Here is a 17,546-nt window from a genome sequence, read left to right as displayed (position 1 = left end):
GATTTTCGAGTCGCCCGCCTTCCCCAGTCCAGGAGCTTTCATGTCCCTCATCAACACCGAAGTCCAGCCGTTCAAGACCACCGCATTCCAGAACGGCGAGTTCATCGAAGTCAGCAACGAGAGCCTCAAGGGCAAGTGGTCGGTCCTGATCTTCATGCCGGCCGCCTTCACCTTCAATTGCCCGACCGAAGTCGAAGACGCCGCCGACAACTACGCCGAGTTCCAGAAGCTGGGCGCCGAGGTCTACATCGTCACCACCGACACGCACTTCTCGCACAAGGTCTGGCACGAAACCTCGCCGGCCGTCGGCAAGGCTCAGTTCCCGCTGGTCGGCGATCCGACCCACCAGCTGACCCGCGCGTTCGGCGTGCACATCGAAGAAGCCGGCCTCGCCCTGCGCGGCACGTTCGTGATCAACCCGGACGGCGTGATCAAGACCCTCGAGATCCACGACAACGCGATTGCCCGTGACGTCAGCGAGACCCTGCGCAAGCTCAAGGCTGCCCAGTACGTCGCCGCCAACCCGAACGAGGTCTGCCCGGCCAAGTGGAAGGACGGCGAGAAGACCATCGCCCCGTCGCTCGACCTCGTCGGCAAGATCTGATCGCCTCGATCTGAATCACGCTGATTTGATTCACGCGACCCGACGGCGCAGTCCACCGCGCCGTTTCCACCCCCATCCTGCCCAGCGCGGATGGGGGTGGACCGCAGCCGGCCCCCTCCCCCGCCGGCTGCGGTCCACCCCTCTCCCCCGGTTCCGATGCGCCGCTCAACGGCGCGTCGCGGACGCCCCCACCCGTCGTCAGGAGCGTTGCCATGTTGGAAGCCGATCTCAAGGCGCAGTTGAAGGCCTATCTGGAGCGCGCGGTGCGCCCGATCCACATCGTGGCGTCGGTCGACGACGGCGCGAAGTCGCGCGAGCTGCTGTCGCTGCTCGAAGACCTCAAGGACGCCAGCCCGAAGATCACCGTCGACACCGCCGGTGACGACGCGCGCAAGCCGTCGTTCGCACTGACGTCGCCGGATACGGACATCGACGTGCGCTTTGCCGGCCTGCCGATGGGCCACGAGTTCACGTCGCTGGTGCTGGCGCTGCTGCAGGTCGGCGGACATCCGTCGAAGGCGGCCAAGGACACGATCGAGCAGGTCGCGGCGCTCGATGGCGACTACCTGTTCGAAACCTATTATTCGCTGTCGTGCCAGAACTGCCCGGACGTGGTGCAGGCACTGAACCTCGCCGCAGTATTGAATCCGCGCATCCGCCACGTGGCGATCGACGGCGCGCTGTTCCAGGCGGAAGTCGAGGCGCGCGAGATCATGTCGGTGCCGACCGTGTTCCTCAACGGCCAGAAGTTCGACCAGGGCCGCATGACGCTGGAGCAGATCGTCGCCAAGCTCGATACCGGCGCGGCCAAGCGCGAAGCGTCGAAGATCGCGGCGAAGAAGCCCTTCGACGTGCTCGTCGTCGGCGGCGGTCCGGCCGGCGCGGCGGCGGCGATCTACGCCGCGCGCAAGGGAATCCGCACCGGCGTGGCGTCCGAGCGTTTCGGCGGCCAGGTGCTGGACACGATGGCGATCGAGAACTTCATCTCGGTCAAGGAAACCGAAGGCCCGAAGATGGCGGCGGCGCTTGAGCAGCACGTGCGCGAGTACGACGTCGACGTCATGGATCTGCAGCGCGCGACGCAGCTGGTGCCGGCCGGCGATGACGGCCTGGTCGAGATCAAGCTCGAGAACGGCGCCGCATTGAAGTCGCGCACCGTGGTGCTGTCGACCGGCGCCCGCTGGCGGCAGATGGGCGTGCCCGGCGAAGACCAGTACCGCAACAAGGGCGTGGCCTATTGCCCGCACTGCGACGGCCCGCTGTTCAAGGGCAAGCGCGTGGCGGTGATCGGCGGCGGCAATTCCGGTGTCGAAGCCGCGATCGATCTGGCCGGCATCGTCGCTCACGTCACCCTGATCGAGTACGACGCGCAGCTGCGCGCCGACGAAGTGCTGCAGCGCAAGGTGCGCAGCCTGCCGAACGTGCGCATCGTGACCAGCGCGCAGACGACCGAAGTGCTCGGCGACGGCGCGAAGGTCAATGCGCTGGTCTACCGCGACCGCGTCGGCGGCGACAGCCACCGTGTCGAACTGGAGGGTGTGTTCGTGCAGATCGGCCTGCTGCCCAATACCGAGTGGCTCAAGGGCGTGGTCGCGCTGTCGCCGCGTGGCGAGATCATCGTCGACGACCGCGGCCAGACCTCGATGCCCGGCGTGTTCGCCGCCGGCGATGCGACGACGGTGCCCTACAAGCAGATCGTCATCGCGATGGGCCAGGGTGCCACGGCTGCGCTCAGCGCGTTCGACCATCTGATCCGCGTGCCGGTCGTCGAGACGGCCGAGGCCGAAGCGGCGTGATCCCGCGCACGGAACGCGCCCTGCACGTCCCGGCATCGCCTGCGCGATCTGGGACATGTGCGGAGTGCGCGCCGTGAACCTGCGCGACCTGCGCTATCTGGTCGCGCTCGCCGACGAGCGGCATTTCGGCCGCGCCGCGGCCGCGTGTTTCGTCAGCCAGCCGACGCTGTCGACGCAGATCCGCAAGCTCGAAGAAGAACTCGGCGTCGCTCTCGTCGAACGCGCACCGCGCAAGGTCATGCTGACGCCGATCGGCGTGCAGGTGGCCGATCGCGCGCGCCGCATCGTCGGCGATGTCGAGCAGATGAAGGCGCTGGCCCGGCGCAGCATGGATCCCGAAGCCGGTTCGATCCGGCTCGGCCTGTTTCCGACCCTCGGCCCGTATCTGCTGCCGCACGCGGTGCCGCCGCTGCGCGCACGGTTTCCGCAGCTGGAACTGCTGCTGGTCGAAGAGAAGAGCGACGTGCTGCTGACGCGGCTGCGCGACGGGCGCCTGGATGCGGCGATCCTCGCCTTGCCGGTCGACGAGGACGCGCTGCATGCCGAGTTCCTGTTCGAGGAACCGTTCCTGCTCGCGGTCTCCGACCAGCATCCACTCGCCGCACACGAACGCCTGAGCCTGCAGGAGCTGTCGTCGCAGAAGCTGCTGCTGCTCGAGGACGGACACTGCATGCGCGAACAGGCGCTCGATGTCTGTCGCCTGTCGGGCGCCGGCGAACACGCCGAATTCCGCGCCACCAGTCTGGAAACGCTGCGGCAGATGGTGGCCGCGAACGTCGGCGTGACCCTGCTGCCGGTGCTGGCGACGAAACCGCCGGTTGCACCGTCACCGCATCTGCGCCTTCTCGACTTCAGCGACACCCGCCCGACCCGGCGCATCGCCCTGGTCTGGCGGCGCAGCTCGGCCATGCACGCGTTCCTGCTGGAACTGGCGGGCGTGCTGCGCGATCTGCCGCCCGCGTTGTTCGAGCACGCTGCGGCCTGAGTCGTCCCGCGTACGCAGGACACGGCACAATGGACCCCGGGCGGCGCACAGCGTCGCCTTTCTCATGGGCGTCGTTCGAGCGCTCTCCCGACCCGAGGAAATCCTGATGTCATCGCACTCCACCAGCGGCCTGCCACCCTCCGACGCACCGTCGATCCGTTTGACCCGTCACGACCTCGCGCGCCTCGACGCGCTGCTCGCCTCACCGACCTGGCGACAACATCCCGGCGCAGCCGCGCTGCAGCGCGAACTCGATCGCGCCGACCTGCTGCCGGACGATGCGCCCGCCGACGCGACCGTCGGCATGCATGCACGCGTGACATGCATCGACGACGCCACCGGCGCCCGACACACGCTCACCCTCGTCTATCCGCACGAAGCGGACGTGGACGCCGGCCGCGTGTCGGTCCTCGCGCCCGTCGGCACGGCCCTGCTGGGATTGACGATCGACCAGCGCATCGACTGGCCGGTCAGCGGCGGTCGCACCCTGCGCCTGCGCGTACTGGAAGTCGCGCCCGCCGATCGTTGATCGCACTGCGTGCGGCGCCAACCCGGGCGCCGCACGGTTCACCGAAACGATTCAGAGCGGCACGCCGACCTGGCAGGCCACGCCGGTGCCGCCGATGCCGCAATACCCGCCGGGATTCTTGTGCAGATACTGCTGGTGCTCGTTCTCGGCGTAGTAGAACGGCGGCGCCTCGTCGAGGATCTCGGTGGTGATGTCCGGGTACCCCGCCGCCTGCAGCTTCGCCGCGTAGGCGTCGCGGCTGCGATGGGCCAGCGCGGCCTGTCCGGGCGTCGTGCAGTAGATCGCAGAGCGGTACTGGGTGCCGGCGTCGTTGCCCTGGCGCATGCCCTGGGTCGGGTCGTGGCTTTCCCAGAACGTCTGCAGCAGGGTCTCGAACGCGACCTGCGCCGGGTCGTAGACGACGAGCACGACTTCGGTGTGGCCGGTCTGTCCGGAACACACTTCGCGATACGTCGCATTCGGCGTCACGCCGCCGGCATAGCCGACCGCGGTCGTGACCACCCCCGGCAGCGACCAGAACTTGCGTTCCGCGCCCCAGAAGCAGCCCATGCCGAACTGCACCTGCTCCAGGCCTTCGAACGCATCCTGCAGCGGGCGGCCGTGCACCGCGTGCGCGTTGTGTAGCGTCACCGGTGTATCGCGACCGGGCAGCGCGTCCTGGGGCCGCGGCAGACGCTGTTTCCAGGCTCCGATTCCGAGCATCGCGATATCTCCGGGGGACGCGGCAGATTGCCGTCCGTTCTGGATGCGGGCGCGCGGGCCCGCTTCCAAGGGCGTCAGCTCGGCTGCTGCGGGACCCGCGTCCGGCCCTTCAGGCTCGCGAGGAAGATGCCGGCCAGGGTGAACGCAAGACCCATCCATTCGCGGGGCAGGGTTTCGCGCTGCAGCACGAGGATATCGAGCAGGAACGCGCAGACCGGCTGCACGAGCAGCAGCAGACCGACCAGTGCGACCGAGAGGTGCTGCATGGCGCGCGAGATAAGGATCCAGCTCAGGCAGTGGCCGAGCGCGGCGAGCAGCAGCAACCAACCCAGCGCCTGCCAGGTCGGAATCGCGAACGACACGCCCTCGGCGACGCCGGCCAGCCCCAGCAGCCCCGCGCACAGCAGCGACACCATCGCCAGCACCTGGGCCACCGGCGCGGCGGCCGCTGCGCCCGACGCGCCGACATTGCCGGCACGCTGCACATGGCGCAGACCGATGTTGTAGACCGCGTAGCACAGCCCGGTCGCGAGCCCGAGCCACACGCCCCAGCGGTAATCGGCCGGCAGCGTCGCCCAGTCCGCGCCCAGCATCAGCCACAGGCCGAAGAACGCCAGCGCAATGCCGGCGACGAACCGCAGGCCGACGCGTTCGCCGAACAGCAGCACGCCGGCCAGCGCCATGAAGAAGACCTGCGCATTGGCGAGCAGCGTCGCCAGGCCTGGGCCGATCAGCAGGATGCTCCGGTGCCACAGCCACAGGTCGGCGGCAAACGCGGTGGCCGGCAGCAGTGCCAGCCACCACATGCGTCGCGGCAGCGGACGCCAGTCGCGGCGCAGATGCACGAACAGCGCCAGCAGCACGCCGGCGAACAGCATCCGGTAGAAGGCCGAAACCGTCGGCGGCGTGCCGGCCAGACGCACCATCAGCCCGTTGGTGCCGATCAGCGCGGCGCCGGTCAGCATCCACGCGAGTGCGGCGCGACCGGCCGGGGTGTCGTGCATCGGGAAGGACTCGCGTGGGGGACGCGCAGCGTAGCAGCGCCGCGCGGCGGTCTTCAGCTGCGGCGCCCTCAGCTGAAGACGGCGGGCGCCACCTGCACGCAATTGCGGCCCTGGCGCTTGGCCGCGTACAGCGCCTTGTCGGCGCGCGCGATCGTCGCCGCAGGCGTGTTCTCGCCACGCTGGCGTGTGGCGAGGCCGATACTGACGGTCAGCGTCACCCGCCGGCCCTCGTGGCGCACCTCGATGTTCTCCACCGCGCTGCGCAGCCGCTCGCCGATCGCACGCGCTTCGGCACCGTCGCGGCCGGGAAGCACGGCCACGAACTCCTCGCCACCGTAGCGGCCGAACAGGTCTGCCTCCGACAGGACCCCGCGCAGGGTCCTGGACGCCTCGCGCAGACATTCGTCGCCGCAGGCGTGTCCGAACCGGTCGTTGACCGACTTGAAGTGGTCGAGATCGATGAACAGCACCGAGACCGGCCGGCCACTCCGCTCGGCCTCGGCGAAGACCCGCTCGATCCACAGATCGATCGTGCGCCGGTTCATGCTGCCGGTCAGTGCGTCCATTTCCGCCGAACGCCGCAGCTTGACGGCTGCAGCCGCCTGGTCGACGTGCAGTTGCAGCACGCGCGCCATGTCCGCGATCACCGACAGCTCTTCGCTGCTGAAACCGTCACTTCCCGCTCGACGCAGCAGCAGCATGCCCCAGCCGGGCGCACGCACCTGGAACGGGACCAGCGCTTCCATCGTCGTCGCCGCACTGCCCGCTGGTATCCGGACCGGCTGCTGCAGAGGCAGCCCGGCCATCGCCTGTCGACGCAGGACCAGGCTGCGACGGCGGATTTCGTGTTCGACACCATCCAGCGCTGCGGCCGGCTCGACCAGCAGATGGTCGCGCCCCTGATAGCCCCGCAGGATCGCCACGCCAGACTCCGCGGGCACCAGCGGCAGCAGATGGTCCATCAGCAGCCGGAACCCGTGCGCCGGAAGTTCACCCGGATCGAGTCCGTCCAGCCGCCCCTGCAGGGCCGTCGACAGATCCGAGCGGGCCGCTTCGCGCCGCATCTTCTTCTCGGTCTCCACGCGCGCACGTCGATCCCGGTCGCGTTGCTCGCGGTAGTCGCCGATCCGGCGGATCAGCGCCAACGCCAGCAGCAGCGCGAACGCCACCGCCGCGCCCTGGTAGGCGAACTGCAGCAAGGGGCCGTGCTGCACGAGCCCCAGACGCGCCAGTGCAAGCCAGAGCCCGACGCAGGTCCACAGCGCGGCGGTTGCGCCCAGCGCGGCTGCCATCGGCAGTCCCCGACGCCAGGCGCAGATCAGCAGCCAGAGCGATGCGGCGCTGGACACCGTGCCGCCCGCCGCTGCCAACGGCTGCGAGACGGGTGCCAGGATCGGCAGGTTGAGCATGCACAGCGCGGCCATTGCGACCAGTCCCAGACCGATCCCGCGCACCGCACGCGCATGTCGATGCGACCTGTCCATCGCCCAGGCTTCCACCAGCCAGAGGGTGGTGGCGCTGTGCAGCAGCATCAGGACCGACAGGCCCTGCAGGCGCCAGAACCCGAACAGGCGCACGCCCGGCAGACCGTACAGGTGGCCGTTCATCGCCTGCAGGAGCAGCACCAGCAGCATGACGAAGGCGAACAGACCGATGAACATCCGGTCGCGGGAGGCGTAGGCCAGTGCCAGCGCCAATGCGGCCAGCACCAACAGGCCACCGTAGACGGCCGCCGCCAGGGCGACACCCGAGCGCTCGATCCGGCGGATGTCGGCCACCCGTGCCACGACCGGCAGCACGCCGTCCCTCAGCCCGCCTTCCAGATGCACATCGACACGCATGGCGCCGGCGGCCCCCTGCGGCAGCACGAATCCGAAACCTGCGGGGAGGATCCCTTCCTGATCCCCGACGCGGAAGAACCCCAGCACCTCGCTATGCCAGCCATCGGGGGTCGAGACCTGCAGCGTGTCGACCGGCTTGCGCGGAAACCACAACGCCCAGCGCTGGGTCGCTTCGTCGGGCAGGTCGAACCGCAGCTCCAGGGTTCCGTCTGGGGCGTCCCGCACTTCGAGCGGACGCGTCTCGCCGGGCCGCAGCTGGGTCGTGGCCACCAGCGCCGCAAACAGTCCGAGCAGCAGCAACAGACAGGTCGCCAGCACCCACCCGTGGCCGGGCATGGCGGGATGGCGGGTGTTCACCTCCACAGGCACGCCCATCCAGCCGCTGCGCTCGGCCAGTATCCGGATACCGTCATGTCCGCACGCGCAGATTCGCGCATGCCCTGCCCCCTTTGAGATCCATCCACAACACGCAAACTTCGTGCCACCGCTTCCTGCGGCGCGGAATTATGGCAGAGCTGACGCCGGAAGATAGGGCCTGCACACCGCTGTATCCCGGTCACGGCCGGGCCGTCCGCTACACTGTCCGGCTCTCCGCCACCGCATCCGAGCCCCCGACATGTCTTCCGCAGGCACCGCCAAATCCGCCGCCTCGCCGACCGATGCCGCCGCCCCGGCACGCCAGGACTTCATCCGGCAGATCGTCCGCGAGGACCTGGCCAGCGGTAAACACGCCGCGGTGCGCACGCGCTTCCCGCCGGAGCCGAACGGCTACCTGCACATCGGCCACGCCAAGGCGATCTGCCTGGACTTCGGCATCGCCGCCGAATTCGACGGCCGCTGCAACCTGCGCTTCGACGACACGAACCCGGAAAAGGAAGACCTCGAGTTCGTCCGCGCGATCGAGGACGACGTGCGCTGGCTGGGCTTCGAGTGGGCCGAGCTGCGCCACGCCTCGGATTACTTCGACGTGTACTACCGCGCCGCGCAGAAGCTGATCGAACAGGGCGACGCTTTCGTCTGCGATCTCACCCCAGAGCAGATCCGCGAGTACCGCGGCACGCTGATCGAGCCGGGCCGCAACTCGCCGTTCCGCGACCGCGGCGTCGAAGAAAACCTCGACCTGTTCCGGCGCATGCGCGCGGGCGAGTTCGCCGACGGCACGCGCACGCTGCGCGCGAAGATCGACATGAGCAGCGGCAACATGAACCTGCGCGACCCGGCGCTGTACCGGATCAAGCAGGTCACCCACCAGAACACCGGCGACGCCTGGCCGATCTACCCGATGTACGACTTCGCCCACGCGCTGGGCGATTCGATCGAAGGCATCACCCATTCGCTGTGCACGCTGGAATTTGAAGATCACCGCCCGCTGTACGACTGGGTGGTGGACCGCGTCGATCTGGCCGGCAATCCGGACCTGCTGGCGTCGCTGACCGAACGCGGGCTGCCGGTCGTGGCCGCCAAGCCGCGCCAGATCGAGTTCTCGCGCCTCAACATTAACTACACGGTGATGAGCAAGCGCAAGCTGACCCAGCTGGTCGGCGAAGGCCTGGTCGACGGCTGGGACGATCCGCGCATGTACACACTGCAGGGCCTGCGTCGCCGCGGCTACACACCGGCAAGTCTGCGCCTGCTGGTCGATCGCGTCGGCATCAGCAAGCAGAACTCGGTCATCGACTTCTCGGTGCTCGAAGGCGCGCTGCGCGACGATCTCGACGCCCGCGCGCCGCGCCGCATGGCCGTGGTCAACCCGCTGAAGCTGGTGCTGACCAACCTGCCCGATGGCCACGCCGAAACCCTGAGCTTCCCGAACCACCCCAAGGACGAAGCACAGGGGGTGCGCGAGGTGCCGTTCTCGCGCCAGCTGTGGATCGAGCACGACGACTTCGCCGAAGTGCCGCCCAAGGGCTGGAAGCGGCTGATCCCGGGCGGCGAAGTGCGCCTGCGCGGTGCCGGCATCGTGCGCTGCGACGAGGTGATCAAGGACGAGAGCGGCGCGATCGTCGAACTGCGCGGCACGCTCGATCCCGAATCGCGTCCCGGCACGGAAGGCGCGAACCGCAAGATCAAGGGCACGATCCACTGGGTCAGCGCCGCGCATGCGGTGGAGACCGAAGTGCGCCTCTTCGATCGCCTGTTCCTGGTCGAGAAGCCCGACGACGAATCGACCGGCCAGACCTACCGCGACCATCTCAATCCCGAGTCGAAGCGCAGCGTGACCGGCTACGTCGAACCGGCTGCCGCGACGGCCGCGCCCGAGCAGTCGTTCCAGTTCGAGCGTCTGGGCTACTTCGTCGCCGACCGCGTCGACCACATGGCCGCGAAGCCGGTGTTCAACCGCAGTGTGACCCTGCGCGATACCTGGGCGGCAGACAGGGCCGCGGGCTGAAACGCGGCCGCGCATCGCGGAATCCGGACGCTGCCGCGCGCCCGGCGAGCGGCTGATCCGGGCATTGCGATGCAGCGGCGAAGGCTGCCGGCTGCGGGCGCTGGGCGCGCCGGGGCGGTAACATCCCCGGCATGATCCGCCTGCGCGCCCTGCCGTTCCGTCTGCTGCCTGCCCTGCTGTTGCTGGCGCTGGTGGCATGCGCAGCGCCTGCGCCGCCGGTGACCGAGGTCGCGCCGCCCGCCGGTACACCGGTCATCGGCGCACCGGCTGCGTCCCCGGGTGTACCCCGGCTCGACACCAGCTGCCGCGTCGACAGCGACTGCGCCGTCAGGAACGTCGGCAGCTGCTGCGGTTACCAGCCGGCCTGCGTCAACGCGAACGCGCAGGTCGACCCGCAGGCGGTGCAGGCCGACTGCGCCCGACGCGGCATCGTCGGGGTTTGCGGCTTCGCCGAGATCACGTCCTGCGCCTGCGTCAATTCGCGCTGCGAGGCACCCGAACCGGGTCGCCTGCCGCGCTGATCCCCCGCTTCATTTTCCGGAAATTCCAATGCTGTATGCCCAGGTCCACCTGACCCTGCCCGCGTGGGTGCACGAACACGTCGACGTGTCGCGCGACTACGCCGGCGATGACGCCAAGGTCGCACTCGCGATCGATCTCTCGCGCCTGAACATCGAGGCGCAGAGCGGTGGTCCGTTCGGCGCGGCCGTGTTCGGCAGCGACGACCGCATCATCGCCGTCGGCGTGAACCGGGTGATGCCGCATACCTGCTCGGTCGCGCACGCCGAAACGATGGCCTACATGCTCGCGCAGCAGCGCCTGCAGACGCCGCGCCTCAACGAGCACGGCGGTCCGGTCACGCTCGCAACGTCTTCGCAGCCCTGCTGCATGTGCTACGGCGCGACCGTCTGGGCCGGCATCGACCGGCTGCTGATCGGCGCACGTTCGGAAGACGTCGAGGCACTGACGCCGTTCGACGAAGGCCCGCTGCCCGAAGACTGGGTCGGCGCATTGAACCAGCGCGGCATCGAGGTCGTGCGCGACCTGCGGCGTGATGACGCGCGTGCGGTGCTGCGCGCCTATGGCGAAACCGATGGGGCGAAGTACTGACATGACCGATATCGACACCGATCAGACCGGCGCCGCCGCACCGGCCGACGAGGCCACTTCCCCGCTGCATGCGGTCAGCGGCCTGCTCTGCTACTGCCGCCCGGGCTTCGAGCCCGACCTGGCCGCCGAACTGACCGAGCGCGCAGCCGGCGTGCATGTCGCCGGTTACGCCCAGACCAGGCGCGGCGATGGCTATGTGCTGTTCCATTCCGACAACGGCCCGTCGCTGACCAGCGAACTGCCGTTCCGCGAACTGATCTTCGCGCGACAGAAGCTGATGCTGCTGGCGGAGTTGCGCGATCTCGATCCGACCGACCGCATCACACCGATCTTCGAGCTTCTTGCCGGCCGCGGCCGCCATGGTGAGCTGGTGGTCGAGCATCCGGACTCGGACGAAGGCAAGCAGCTGGCCGGCCTCGCCCGCAGCTTCGCCAATGCGCTGCGTCCGGCACTGCGCAAGCGCGGCTTCCTGAGCCAGAAGGACGAGGCGCGGTTCCCGCGTCTGCATGTGTTCTTCCTGTCGGGCACGCATGCCTTCATCGCGCAGTCGGTCGTCGGTGACAGCGCACCGTGGCCGATGGGCATTCCGCGCCTGCGCACGCACGCCGATGCGCCGTCGCGGTCGGCGCTGAAGCTCGAAGAAGCGTTCATGGCGCTGCTGACCGAACGCGAGCGCAATGCGCGCATCAAGCCGGGCATGCGTGCGGTCGATCTGGGCGCTGCGCCCGGTGGCTGGACCTGGGTGCTGACGCGCGAGCACATGCGTGTGGTCGCGGTCGACAACGGCCCGATGCAGGCCGACCTGATGGAGACCGGTCTGGTCGACCACCACCGCGTCGACGGCTTCCGCTACCAGCCCGTGGGCGCGGTCGACTGGATGGTCTGCGACATGGTCGAGCAGCCGCGCAAGGTCGCCGAGCGCATGGCGACCTGGTTCCGCGAAGGCTGGTGCCGCAATGCGGTGTTCAACCTCAAGCTGCCGATGAAGAAGCGCTGGCAGGAAACGCTGCTGGCGCTGGATCTGTTCGCCAACAACGCCGGCGAGCACGAGAACCTGGTGATCCGCGCGCGTCAGCTCTATCACGACCGCGAAGAGATCACGGTCTACGCCAGCGTCGATTGAGTCCGAACCCGGAGAGCGCGTCATGGCAGCAGGCTGGATCACCGTCGTCGCCCCGTACCTGCCGGAAATCGTCCGGCTGGCACGGCCGATCTTCACCCGCACGCCGCCACCCCTGGTCGACCTGGGGCAGCAGCGCCGCAACGATGTGATCGACGCGCAGATCACCGAGCTGCAGGACGCGGCGAGCCAGAACGCCGACTCGATCGGCAAGCTGGCCGCCGACATGCAGAAGACCATCGAAGTGCTGCAGCTGGGCGCGGCGCGCGTCGAGAAACGCCTGCTCCGGGCGCAGGTGCTGGCCGTGGTCTCGACCACCGTGGCAGTGCTGGCCTTCGGCCTCGCGGCCTGGGCGCTCGCACGCTAGAACCTGTTAGAGGCTCCGCCGCGCGCGCCTCCGGATGGCGCAGCCGACGCGCGGGACGCGCGCAATCCGGACACCGTTCGGGCGCCAGCTGGAAGACGCAGCCGGCATCGCACCGGTACTGACGCAGCCGCCACATCCGGGCTGCATACTGCGCGCGCCACCCCTTCCGGATCCGCCCGCATGGCGTCCAGCCTGCTGACCCTGCTCGACGATATCGCCACCGTGCTCGACGACGTGGCCCTGATGACCAAGGTGGCCGCGCGCAAGTCCGCCGGCGTACTCGGCGACGACCTCGCCCTCAACGCGCAGCAGGTCACTGGCGTGCAGGCCGACCGCGAACTGCCGGTGGTCTGGGCGGTCGCCAAGGGCTCGGCGCGCAACAAGCTGATCCTCGTACCGGCCGCGCTCGCCATCAGCGCATGGCTGCCGTGGCTGGTCACGCCGCTGCTGATGGCCGGCGGCCTGTTCCTCTGCTACGAAGGGTTCGAGAAAGTGCTGCACAAAGTGCTGCACAAGGCCGAGGACGATGCCGCCAAGCCCGGCCGCACCGCAGCGCTGGCCGGCCCGGACGTCGATCCGGTGGCATTCGAGCGCGACAAGATCCGCGGCGCCGTGCGTACCGATCTGATCCTGTCGGCCGAGATCATCGCGATCACCCTCGGCACCGTCGCCGGCGCTGCGTTCGCGACCCAGGTCGGCGTGCTGGTCGGCATCTCGGCGTTGATGACGGTCGGCGTGTATGGCCTCGTCGCGGGCATCGTCAAACTCGACGACGCCGGCCTCTATCTGAGCAAGCGCGCGTCCAGCGCGGCGCAGGCGATCGGTCGCGGCATCCTGCGCGTCGCGCCCTGGCTGATGAAGACACTGGCGATCGTCGGCACCGCGGCGATGTTTCTCGTCGGCGGCGGCATCCTGACCCACGGCGTGCACGACGTGCAGACCTGGATCGACGATGCGGCGACCGGCCTCGGTGCACTGCCCGAAGTCGGCATGGTGCTCGGCGCGATGCTGCCGACGGTGATCAACGCGGTGGTCGGCATCGTTGCCGGCGGCATCGTGGTGGGCATCATCGCGCTGATCCGGCGCATGCGCGGCAAGCCCGCGCTCGCGCACTGACGGCGCGCGCTCAGCAAGGCAGGACGAACGCGCCGAGCCAGATCATCAGGCCGGCGAGCCACAACCCCAGCATCACGACGCAGGCGCCGAGCAACCACAGCGCGCGCATGCCCGGTCGCAATGCACGGGTGCGCCGCCAGGTGAACACCGGCGCGGCGAGTCCGATACACACGGCGAGCGCAAGCACGCCGACACCGAGGGCGATAAACCAGCCCGGCTTGACCGATTCGACCGGGCACTGGGTCATCGCGAACGCCGGCGATGCGGCGCACGCCAGCAGCGTGGCGACCAGCAACCGGACCGCAGGACTCAAAGTCCCGCCGCCCGCTTCCACAGCAGATTGCGCAACGGCGGCAAGGCCTGTGCAATGCCGAGCGCATGGCTGCGCAGCAGCACTGGCAACAGTGCCTCGTTGGAATAGGCGCGGTTGATCGATTCAAAGGCATGGGCAGCGATCGCGCTTTCGCTGCGTCGCATACGCGCCCAGCGCGCCAGCCGTTGCGGGGCATCCCAACGCGCGCCGCGACGACGCGCATCGGCGACGCTGTCGGCCAGCCCGATCACGTCGCGCAGGCCGAGATTTACGCCCTGCCCGGCCAGCGGATGCACGACATGCGCCGCATCGCCGATCACCAGCACGCGACCCTGCAGCTGCGCATCGGCCAGCTGGCGCCGCAGCGGAAACGCGGCACGCGGCGAGACCGGCGTGAGCGTGCCGAGCCGGCCACCGGACGCGCGCGTCACTGCATCCGAGAACGCCGCGTTATCGAGTTCGCGCATGCGCGTGGCTTCATCGGCGGGCAGCGTCCAGACGATGGAACTGCAGCCCTGTTCAACCGGCAGCAACGCCAGCGGACCGGTCGGCAGGAAACGCTGCCACGCGGTATCGCGATGCGGTTCCGTGCTGTCGACATAGCCGACCACGCCGGCCTGCGCGTAGTCGTGCGCGCGGGTGCCGATGCCGGCGAGCGTGCGCAGCGTCGATGCGGCGCCATCGGCGGCGATCGCCAGACGCGCCTCGATACGGCTGCCCGCATCGAGGCGCAGGGTCGCGCTGTCGGCGTCCTGCTCCAGCGTTTCGACCTGTGCTGGCGCACGCACGTCGACACCGGCCGCGGCCAGTCGCGCCCACAGCCGATCGACCAGCAGGCCGTGCTCGACGATCCAGCCGAGCTCGCGCATGCCGAGCTGGTCGGCGTCGAACACCAGCTCACTGCCGCCGCCCGCATCCCAGACCTGCATGCGCCGGTAGGGATGTGCACGCGCGGCGCGTATGTCGTCCCAGGCACCAACCGAACGCAGCAGGCCGGCGCTGTCGTGCGCGAATGCATAGACGCGCAGATCGGGACTCGCCGCCGACCATGCGGCGGGCGCGCGCGCCTCGACCAGCACCACATCGAGATCCTGCTCGGCCAGTGCCAGCGCGCAGGCGGCACCGACCACGCCGCCGCCGACGATCACGACATCGCGTCGCTCGCGGCGGCTCACGCGGCGGCCCCGCGGCAGAGCGCGGGCACATCGCCGCGATAGCCCATCGCACCGCCGGCGAGCATCGCCTGCAAGGCGGAATCGCGATCGATCGCCAGCAGGCCGAGACTGCGCAGCGGCCGCAGCAGGCGCGCGGGATTGGACGTCACGCGGGCGAGGCCGTCGGAGAACGCGAGCGTGCGGGTGCGATCGTCCAGACGACGCGCGGCGTGGCGTTCGAGCAGCGCCGACGCGCCGGGATCGGCAGCGCCCGCGATGCATTCGGCGAGGGTGAGCGCATCGCGCAGGCCGAGGTTGAATCCCTGGGCGCCGATCGGATGCAGGCTCTGCGCAGCGTTGCCCACCAGGGCCACCCGCGTGTCGACACAACGTTCGGCCACCACACGTCTTGCGGGGTGGCGGCTCCGCGGTCCGACCTCCTGCATGCGCCCGGCCCGCCAGCCGAAGGCCGCCTGCACACGCGCAAGGAAAGCCGCATCGTCGAGGGCAGCTACCGCGTCGGTCTCATCGCTGGCGACCCCGTGGACCAGCCCGTAATGCCGGTCGCCACGCGGCAGCAGGGCGGTCGGACCGGTATCGGTCAGGCGTTCGAACGCGCGGCCGTCCGGGGCGCGGGCGGTGCGCAGGCGGGCGACGAACAACGTCTGCCCGTAGTCGTGCGATTCGACGGCAATGCCCGAGGCCTGCCGGACTGCGCTGTCGATCCCGTCTGCGCCCACCACCAGTTGCGCACGCACGCGATACTCGCCCCCGGGGCCGGAGAGCCGGACGATGCGCGCGCCGTCTTCGATGCCGTCGAAACCGACGAAGCGCGCGGGCCGAAGCCGCACAACCCGCTGCAGCCCACCCAGCCTGGCCTCGAGCGCCGCACCGAAATCACGTGCGACCACCACCTGGCCGAAAGCGTCGCGCCCGTAATCGCGCGCGGCCAGCTTCACCCGGCCGAAGTCCCCGGCGCGGCTGACATGGATCTCGCGGATCGGGCCGGTCGGTGCGCGCAGATGCTGCAGCACCCCCAGCGCGGTCAATGCGTTGACCGTGGCCTCGGCGAAACTGAGATTGCGCTCGTCGAACACTGCGGGCATCGCCGCCGGTGGCGTGGCCTCGACGAGCGCGACATCGATGCCTGCCAGGTCGAGGGCGATCGCAAGACTGGCGCCGACCAGACCACCGCCGACGATCAGGACCGGATACTGCTGTTCTGGATGTGCGTCCACCATGGCGGCGATGATACGCGCGCACCCCGCGCGCCACGACGCCGGGCGCATGCCGCAGGTAGACTGGCAGCCGACTCCCCGCCCCGCCCGGAACCGTCCGATGTCCGTCACTGCCCGCCGCGCCACGATCCTCGCTCTGCTGGTCGCGTTGATGGCGGCGACGCGCGTGCATCACTTCGGCGCCATTCCGGATGCGTCCTGGGCCGTGTTCTTCATCGGCGGTTTCTACCTTGCTTCCTGGCAGCGTTGGGCATTCCCGGCACTGATGGTGCTGGCGGTCGTGATCGACTGGTTCGTGATCACGCGTCAGGGCCTGTCGTTCTGGCAGCACTACTGCGTGTCGCCGGCGTACTGGTGTCTGGTGCCTGCCTATTTCGTCATGTGGGCCGGTGGCGGCCTGCTGCGTCGGCGCCTGGCGGCGTCCGCGCCGGTCGCGACCGGCCAGCTGGTCGTCGCGCTGGTGGTCTCGGTCGCGGTCTGCCATCTGCTGGCGCAAGGCAGCTTCTACTGGATCAGCGCCTCGGTCGCCGAGCCGACGTTCGCGGGCTGGTGGAAGAACTACAGCGACTGGCTGCTGCCCTACATGCGCGTCGCCGGCCTGTACGTCGGCGCCGCCGCGATGGCCCACGTGCTGCTGACGCGCGTGTTGCCGAGGCCGATGACCGGCGCACGTCCGTTGCACGCCGACTGACGCGTTCCGGCGATGGGCCACCGTCTCTCGAAGATCTACACCCGAACCGGCGACGACGGTTCGACCGGTCTTGGTGACGGGACCCGCGTCGGCAAGGACGCCTTGCGGGTGTCCGCCTACGGCACGGTCGACGAGGCCAATTCGACGATCGGCCTGCTGCTGGCCACTGACGTCCCCGACGACATCCGCGTCCTGCTGACGACCGTCCAGCACCAGCTGTTCGATCTGGGCGGCGAGCTGTGCATCCCCGGCCACGCCGCGATCGAAGACGCCGACATCGAGCGCCTGGAGCAGCAACTCGACCGCTATAACGACGACCTGCCTCCCCTGAAGGATTTCATCCTGCCCGGTGGCGGCGAAGCGGCTGCGCGCTGCCACATCGCCCGCACCGTGGTCCGCCGTGCCGAACGTGAATCGGTCGCGCTGTCCCGGGTCGAGGCCGTCCGCCCGCAGGCGGTGCGCTACCTCAACCGGCTCTCGGACCTGCTGTTCGTCCTTGCGCGGGTGCTGGCGCGCGCCAGCGGCCACGGTGAAGTGCTGTGGCACCAGGGGAGGCGGAGCTGATGCACCATCCGGTCGGCTTCGGC

Annotated in this window: 18 protein-coding genes; 12 read left to right on the top strand and 6 right to left on the bottom strand. The window is 69.4% G+C overall.

Going from position 1 to position 17,546, the window contains the following annotated elements; all coding sequences use genetic code 11:
* Positions 1 to 40: 40 nt before the first annotated feature.
* From ahpC to rnk, 4 genes are all read left to right on the top strand, one after another.
* Positions 41 to 604, top strand: a complete 564-nt coding sequence (gene ahpC / locus AC3A4E_RS05510; protein ID WP_232134417.1) for an alkyl hydroperoxide reductase subunit C — start codon at positions 41 to 43, stop codon at positions 602 to 604.
* A gap of 212 nt (positions 605 to 816) precedes the next feature.
* Positions 817 to 2,400, top strand: coding sequence for an alkyl hydroperoxide reductase subunit F (ahpF, locus tag AC3A4E_RS05505; RefSeq protein ID WP_487630533.1), 1,584 nt, complete (start codon positions 817 to 819; stop codon positions 2,398 to 2,400).
* Positions 2,401 to 2,473: 73 nt separating this feature from the next.
* Positions 2,474 to 3,385, top strand: coding sequence for a LysR substrate-binding domain-containing protein (locus tag AC3A4E_RS05500; RefSeq protein ID WP_487630532.1), 912 nt, complete (start codon positions 2,474 to 2,476; stop codon positions 3,383 to 3,385).
* Between the two features lie 106 nt (positions 3,386 to 3,491).
* Positions 3,492 to 3,914, top strand: a complete 423-nt coding sequence (rnk, locus tag AC3A4E_RS05495) for a nucleoside diphosphate kinase regulator (RefSeq protein ID WP_487630531.1) — start codon at positions 3,492 to 3,494, stop codon at positions 3,912 to 3,914.
* 51 nt (positions 3,915 to 3,965) lie between these two features.
* Here rnk and msrA read toward each other — a convergent pair whose 3' ends face one another.
* The 3 genes from msrA to AC3A4E_RS05480 all read right to left on the bottom strand — a co-directional run bounded on the left by msrA (position 3,966) and on the right by AC3A4E_RS05480 (position 7,797).
* Positions 3,966 to 4,616 (bottom strand): peptide-methionine (S)-S-oxide reductase MsrA, encoded by a 651-nt coding sequence (gene msrA / locus AC3A4E_RS05490; protein WP_487630530.1) that lies wholly within the window; start codon positions 4,614 to 4,616, stop codon positions 3,966 to 3,968.
* Positions 4,617 to 4,690: 74 nt separating this feature from the next.
* Entirely contained in the window at positions 4,691 to 5,620 is a 930-nt protein-coding gene (locus AC3A4E_RS05485; RefSeq protein ID WP_487630529.1) for a DMT family transporter, read from the bottom strand.
* A gap of 68 nt (positions 5,621 to 5,688) precedes the next feature.
* The gene (locus AC3A4E_RS05480; protein ID WP_487630528.1) at positions 5,689 to 7,797 is read right to left on the bottom strand and encodes a GGDEF domain-containing protein; all 2,109 of its coding nucleotides are present in this window, start codon (positions 7,795 to 7,797) and stop codon (positions 5,689 to 5,691) included.
* 280 nt (positions 7,798 to 8,077) lie between these two features.
* Between AC3A4E_RS05480 and AC3A4E_RS05475 the strand changes: the two genes are divergently transcribed.
* The 6 genes from AC3A4E_RS05475 (at position 8,078) to AC3A4E_RS05450 (ending at position 13,563) form a co-directional block, all read left to right on the top strand.
* Entirely contained in the window at positions 8,078 to 9,850 is a 1,773-nt protein-coding gene (locus AC3A4E_RS05475) for a glutamine--tRNA ligase/YqeY domain fusion protein (protein WP_487630527.1), read from the top strand.
* Between the two features lie 131 nt (positions 9,851 to 9,981).
* Positions 9,982 to 10,371 (top strand): hypothetical protein, encoded by a 390-nt coding sequence (locus AC3A4E_RS05470; protein WP_487630526.1) that lies wholly within the window; start codon positions 9,982 to 9,984, stop codon positions 10,369 to 10,371.
* Positions 10,372 to 10,399: 28 nt separating this feature from the next.
* Complete coding sequence (locus tag AC3A4E_RS05465; protein ID WP_487630525.1) at positions 10,400 to 10,960, top strand: nucleoside deaminase; 561 nt, start codon at positions 10,400 to 10,402, stop codon at positions 10,958 to 10,960.
* Between the two features lie 64 nt (positions 10,961 to 11,024).
* Positions 11,025 to 12,083 (top strand): 23S rRNA (cytidine(2498)-2'-O)-methyltransferase RlmM, encoded by a 1,059-nt coding sequence (gene rlmM / locus AC3A4E_RS05460; protein ID WP_487632027.1) that lies wholly within the window; start codon positions 11,025 to 11,027, stop codon positions 12,081 to 12,083.
* A gap of 22 nt (positions 12,084 to 12,105) precedes the next feature.
* Positions 12,106 to 12,447, top strand: a complete 342-nt coding sequence (locus AC3A4E_RS05455) for a hypothetical protein (protein ID WP_487630524.1) — start codon at positions 12,106 to 12,108, stop codon at positions 12,445 to 12,447.
* Between the two features lie 180 nt (positions 12,448 to 12,627).
* Entirely contained in the window at positions 12,628 to 13,563 is a 936-nt protein-coding gene (locus AC3A4E_RS05450) for a DUF808 domain-containing protein (RefSeq protein WP_487630523.1), read from the top strand.
* A gap of 10 nt (positions 13,564 to 13,573) precedes the next feature.
* Here AC3A4E_RS05450 and AC3A4E_RS05445 read toward each other — a convergent pair whose 3' ends face one another.
* The 3 genes from AC3A4E_RS05445 to ubiH are packed head-to-tail and all read right to left on the bottom strand — an operon-like array spanning position 13,574 to position 16,271.
* Positions 13,574 to 13,876: a hypothetical protein gene (locus tag AC3A4E_RS05445; RefSeq protein ID WP_487630522.1), complete on the bottom strand. Its 303-nt coding sequence runs from the start codon at positions 13,874 to 13,876 to the stop codon at positions 13,574 to 13,576.
* Positions 13,873 to 15,051, bottom strand: coding sequence for an FAD-dependent oxidoreductase (locus AC3A4E_RS05440; protein WP_487630521.1), 1,179 nt, complete (start codon positions 15,049 to 15,051; stop codon positions 13,873 to 13,875). The genes AC3A4E_RS05445 and AC3A4E_RS05440 overlap by 4 nt, the downstream gene beginning before the upstream one ends.
* Positions 15,048 to 16,271 (bottom strand): 2-octaprenyl-6-methoxyphenyl hydroxylase, encoded by a 1,224-nt coding sequence (gene ubiH, locus AC3A4E_RS05435; protein ID WP_487630520.1) that lies wholly within the window; start codon positions 16,269 to 16,271, stop codon positions 15,048 to 15,050. The genes AC3A4E_RS05440 and ubiH overlap by 4 nt, the downstream gene beginning before the upstream one ends.
* A 97-nt stretch (positions 16,272 to 16,368) precedes the next feature.
* Between ubiH and AC3A4E_RS05430 the strand changes: the two genes are divergently transcribed.
* Together AC3A4E_RS05430 and AC3A4E_RS05425 are read left to right on the top strand one after the other, a co-directional pair.
* Positions 16,369 to 16,959, top strand: coding sequence for a hypothetical protein (locus tag AC3A4E_RS05430; RefSeq protein ID WP_487630519.1), 591 nt, complete (start codon positions 16,369 to 16,371; stop codon positions 16,957 to 16,959).
* A 12-nt stretch (positions 16,960 to 16,971) separates the two neighbouring features.
* Entirely contained in the window at positions 16,972 to 17,523 is a 552-nt protein-coding gene (locus tag AC3A4E_RS05425) for a cob(I)yrinic acid a,c-diamide adenosyltransferase (RefSeq protein WP_487630518.1), read from the top strand.
* Positions 17,524 to 17,546 lie beyond the last annotated feature (23 nt).

This window comes from Luteimonas sp. Soil_N_1, assembly GCF_057656255.1.
The sequence above is the reverse complement of the archived record's forward strand: the minus strand, read 5'-3'. Positions and strand labels throughout refer to the sequence as shown.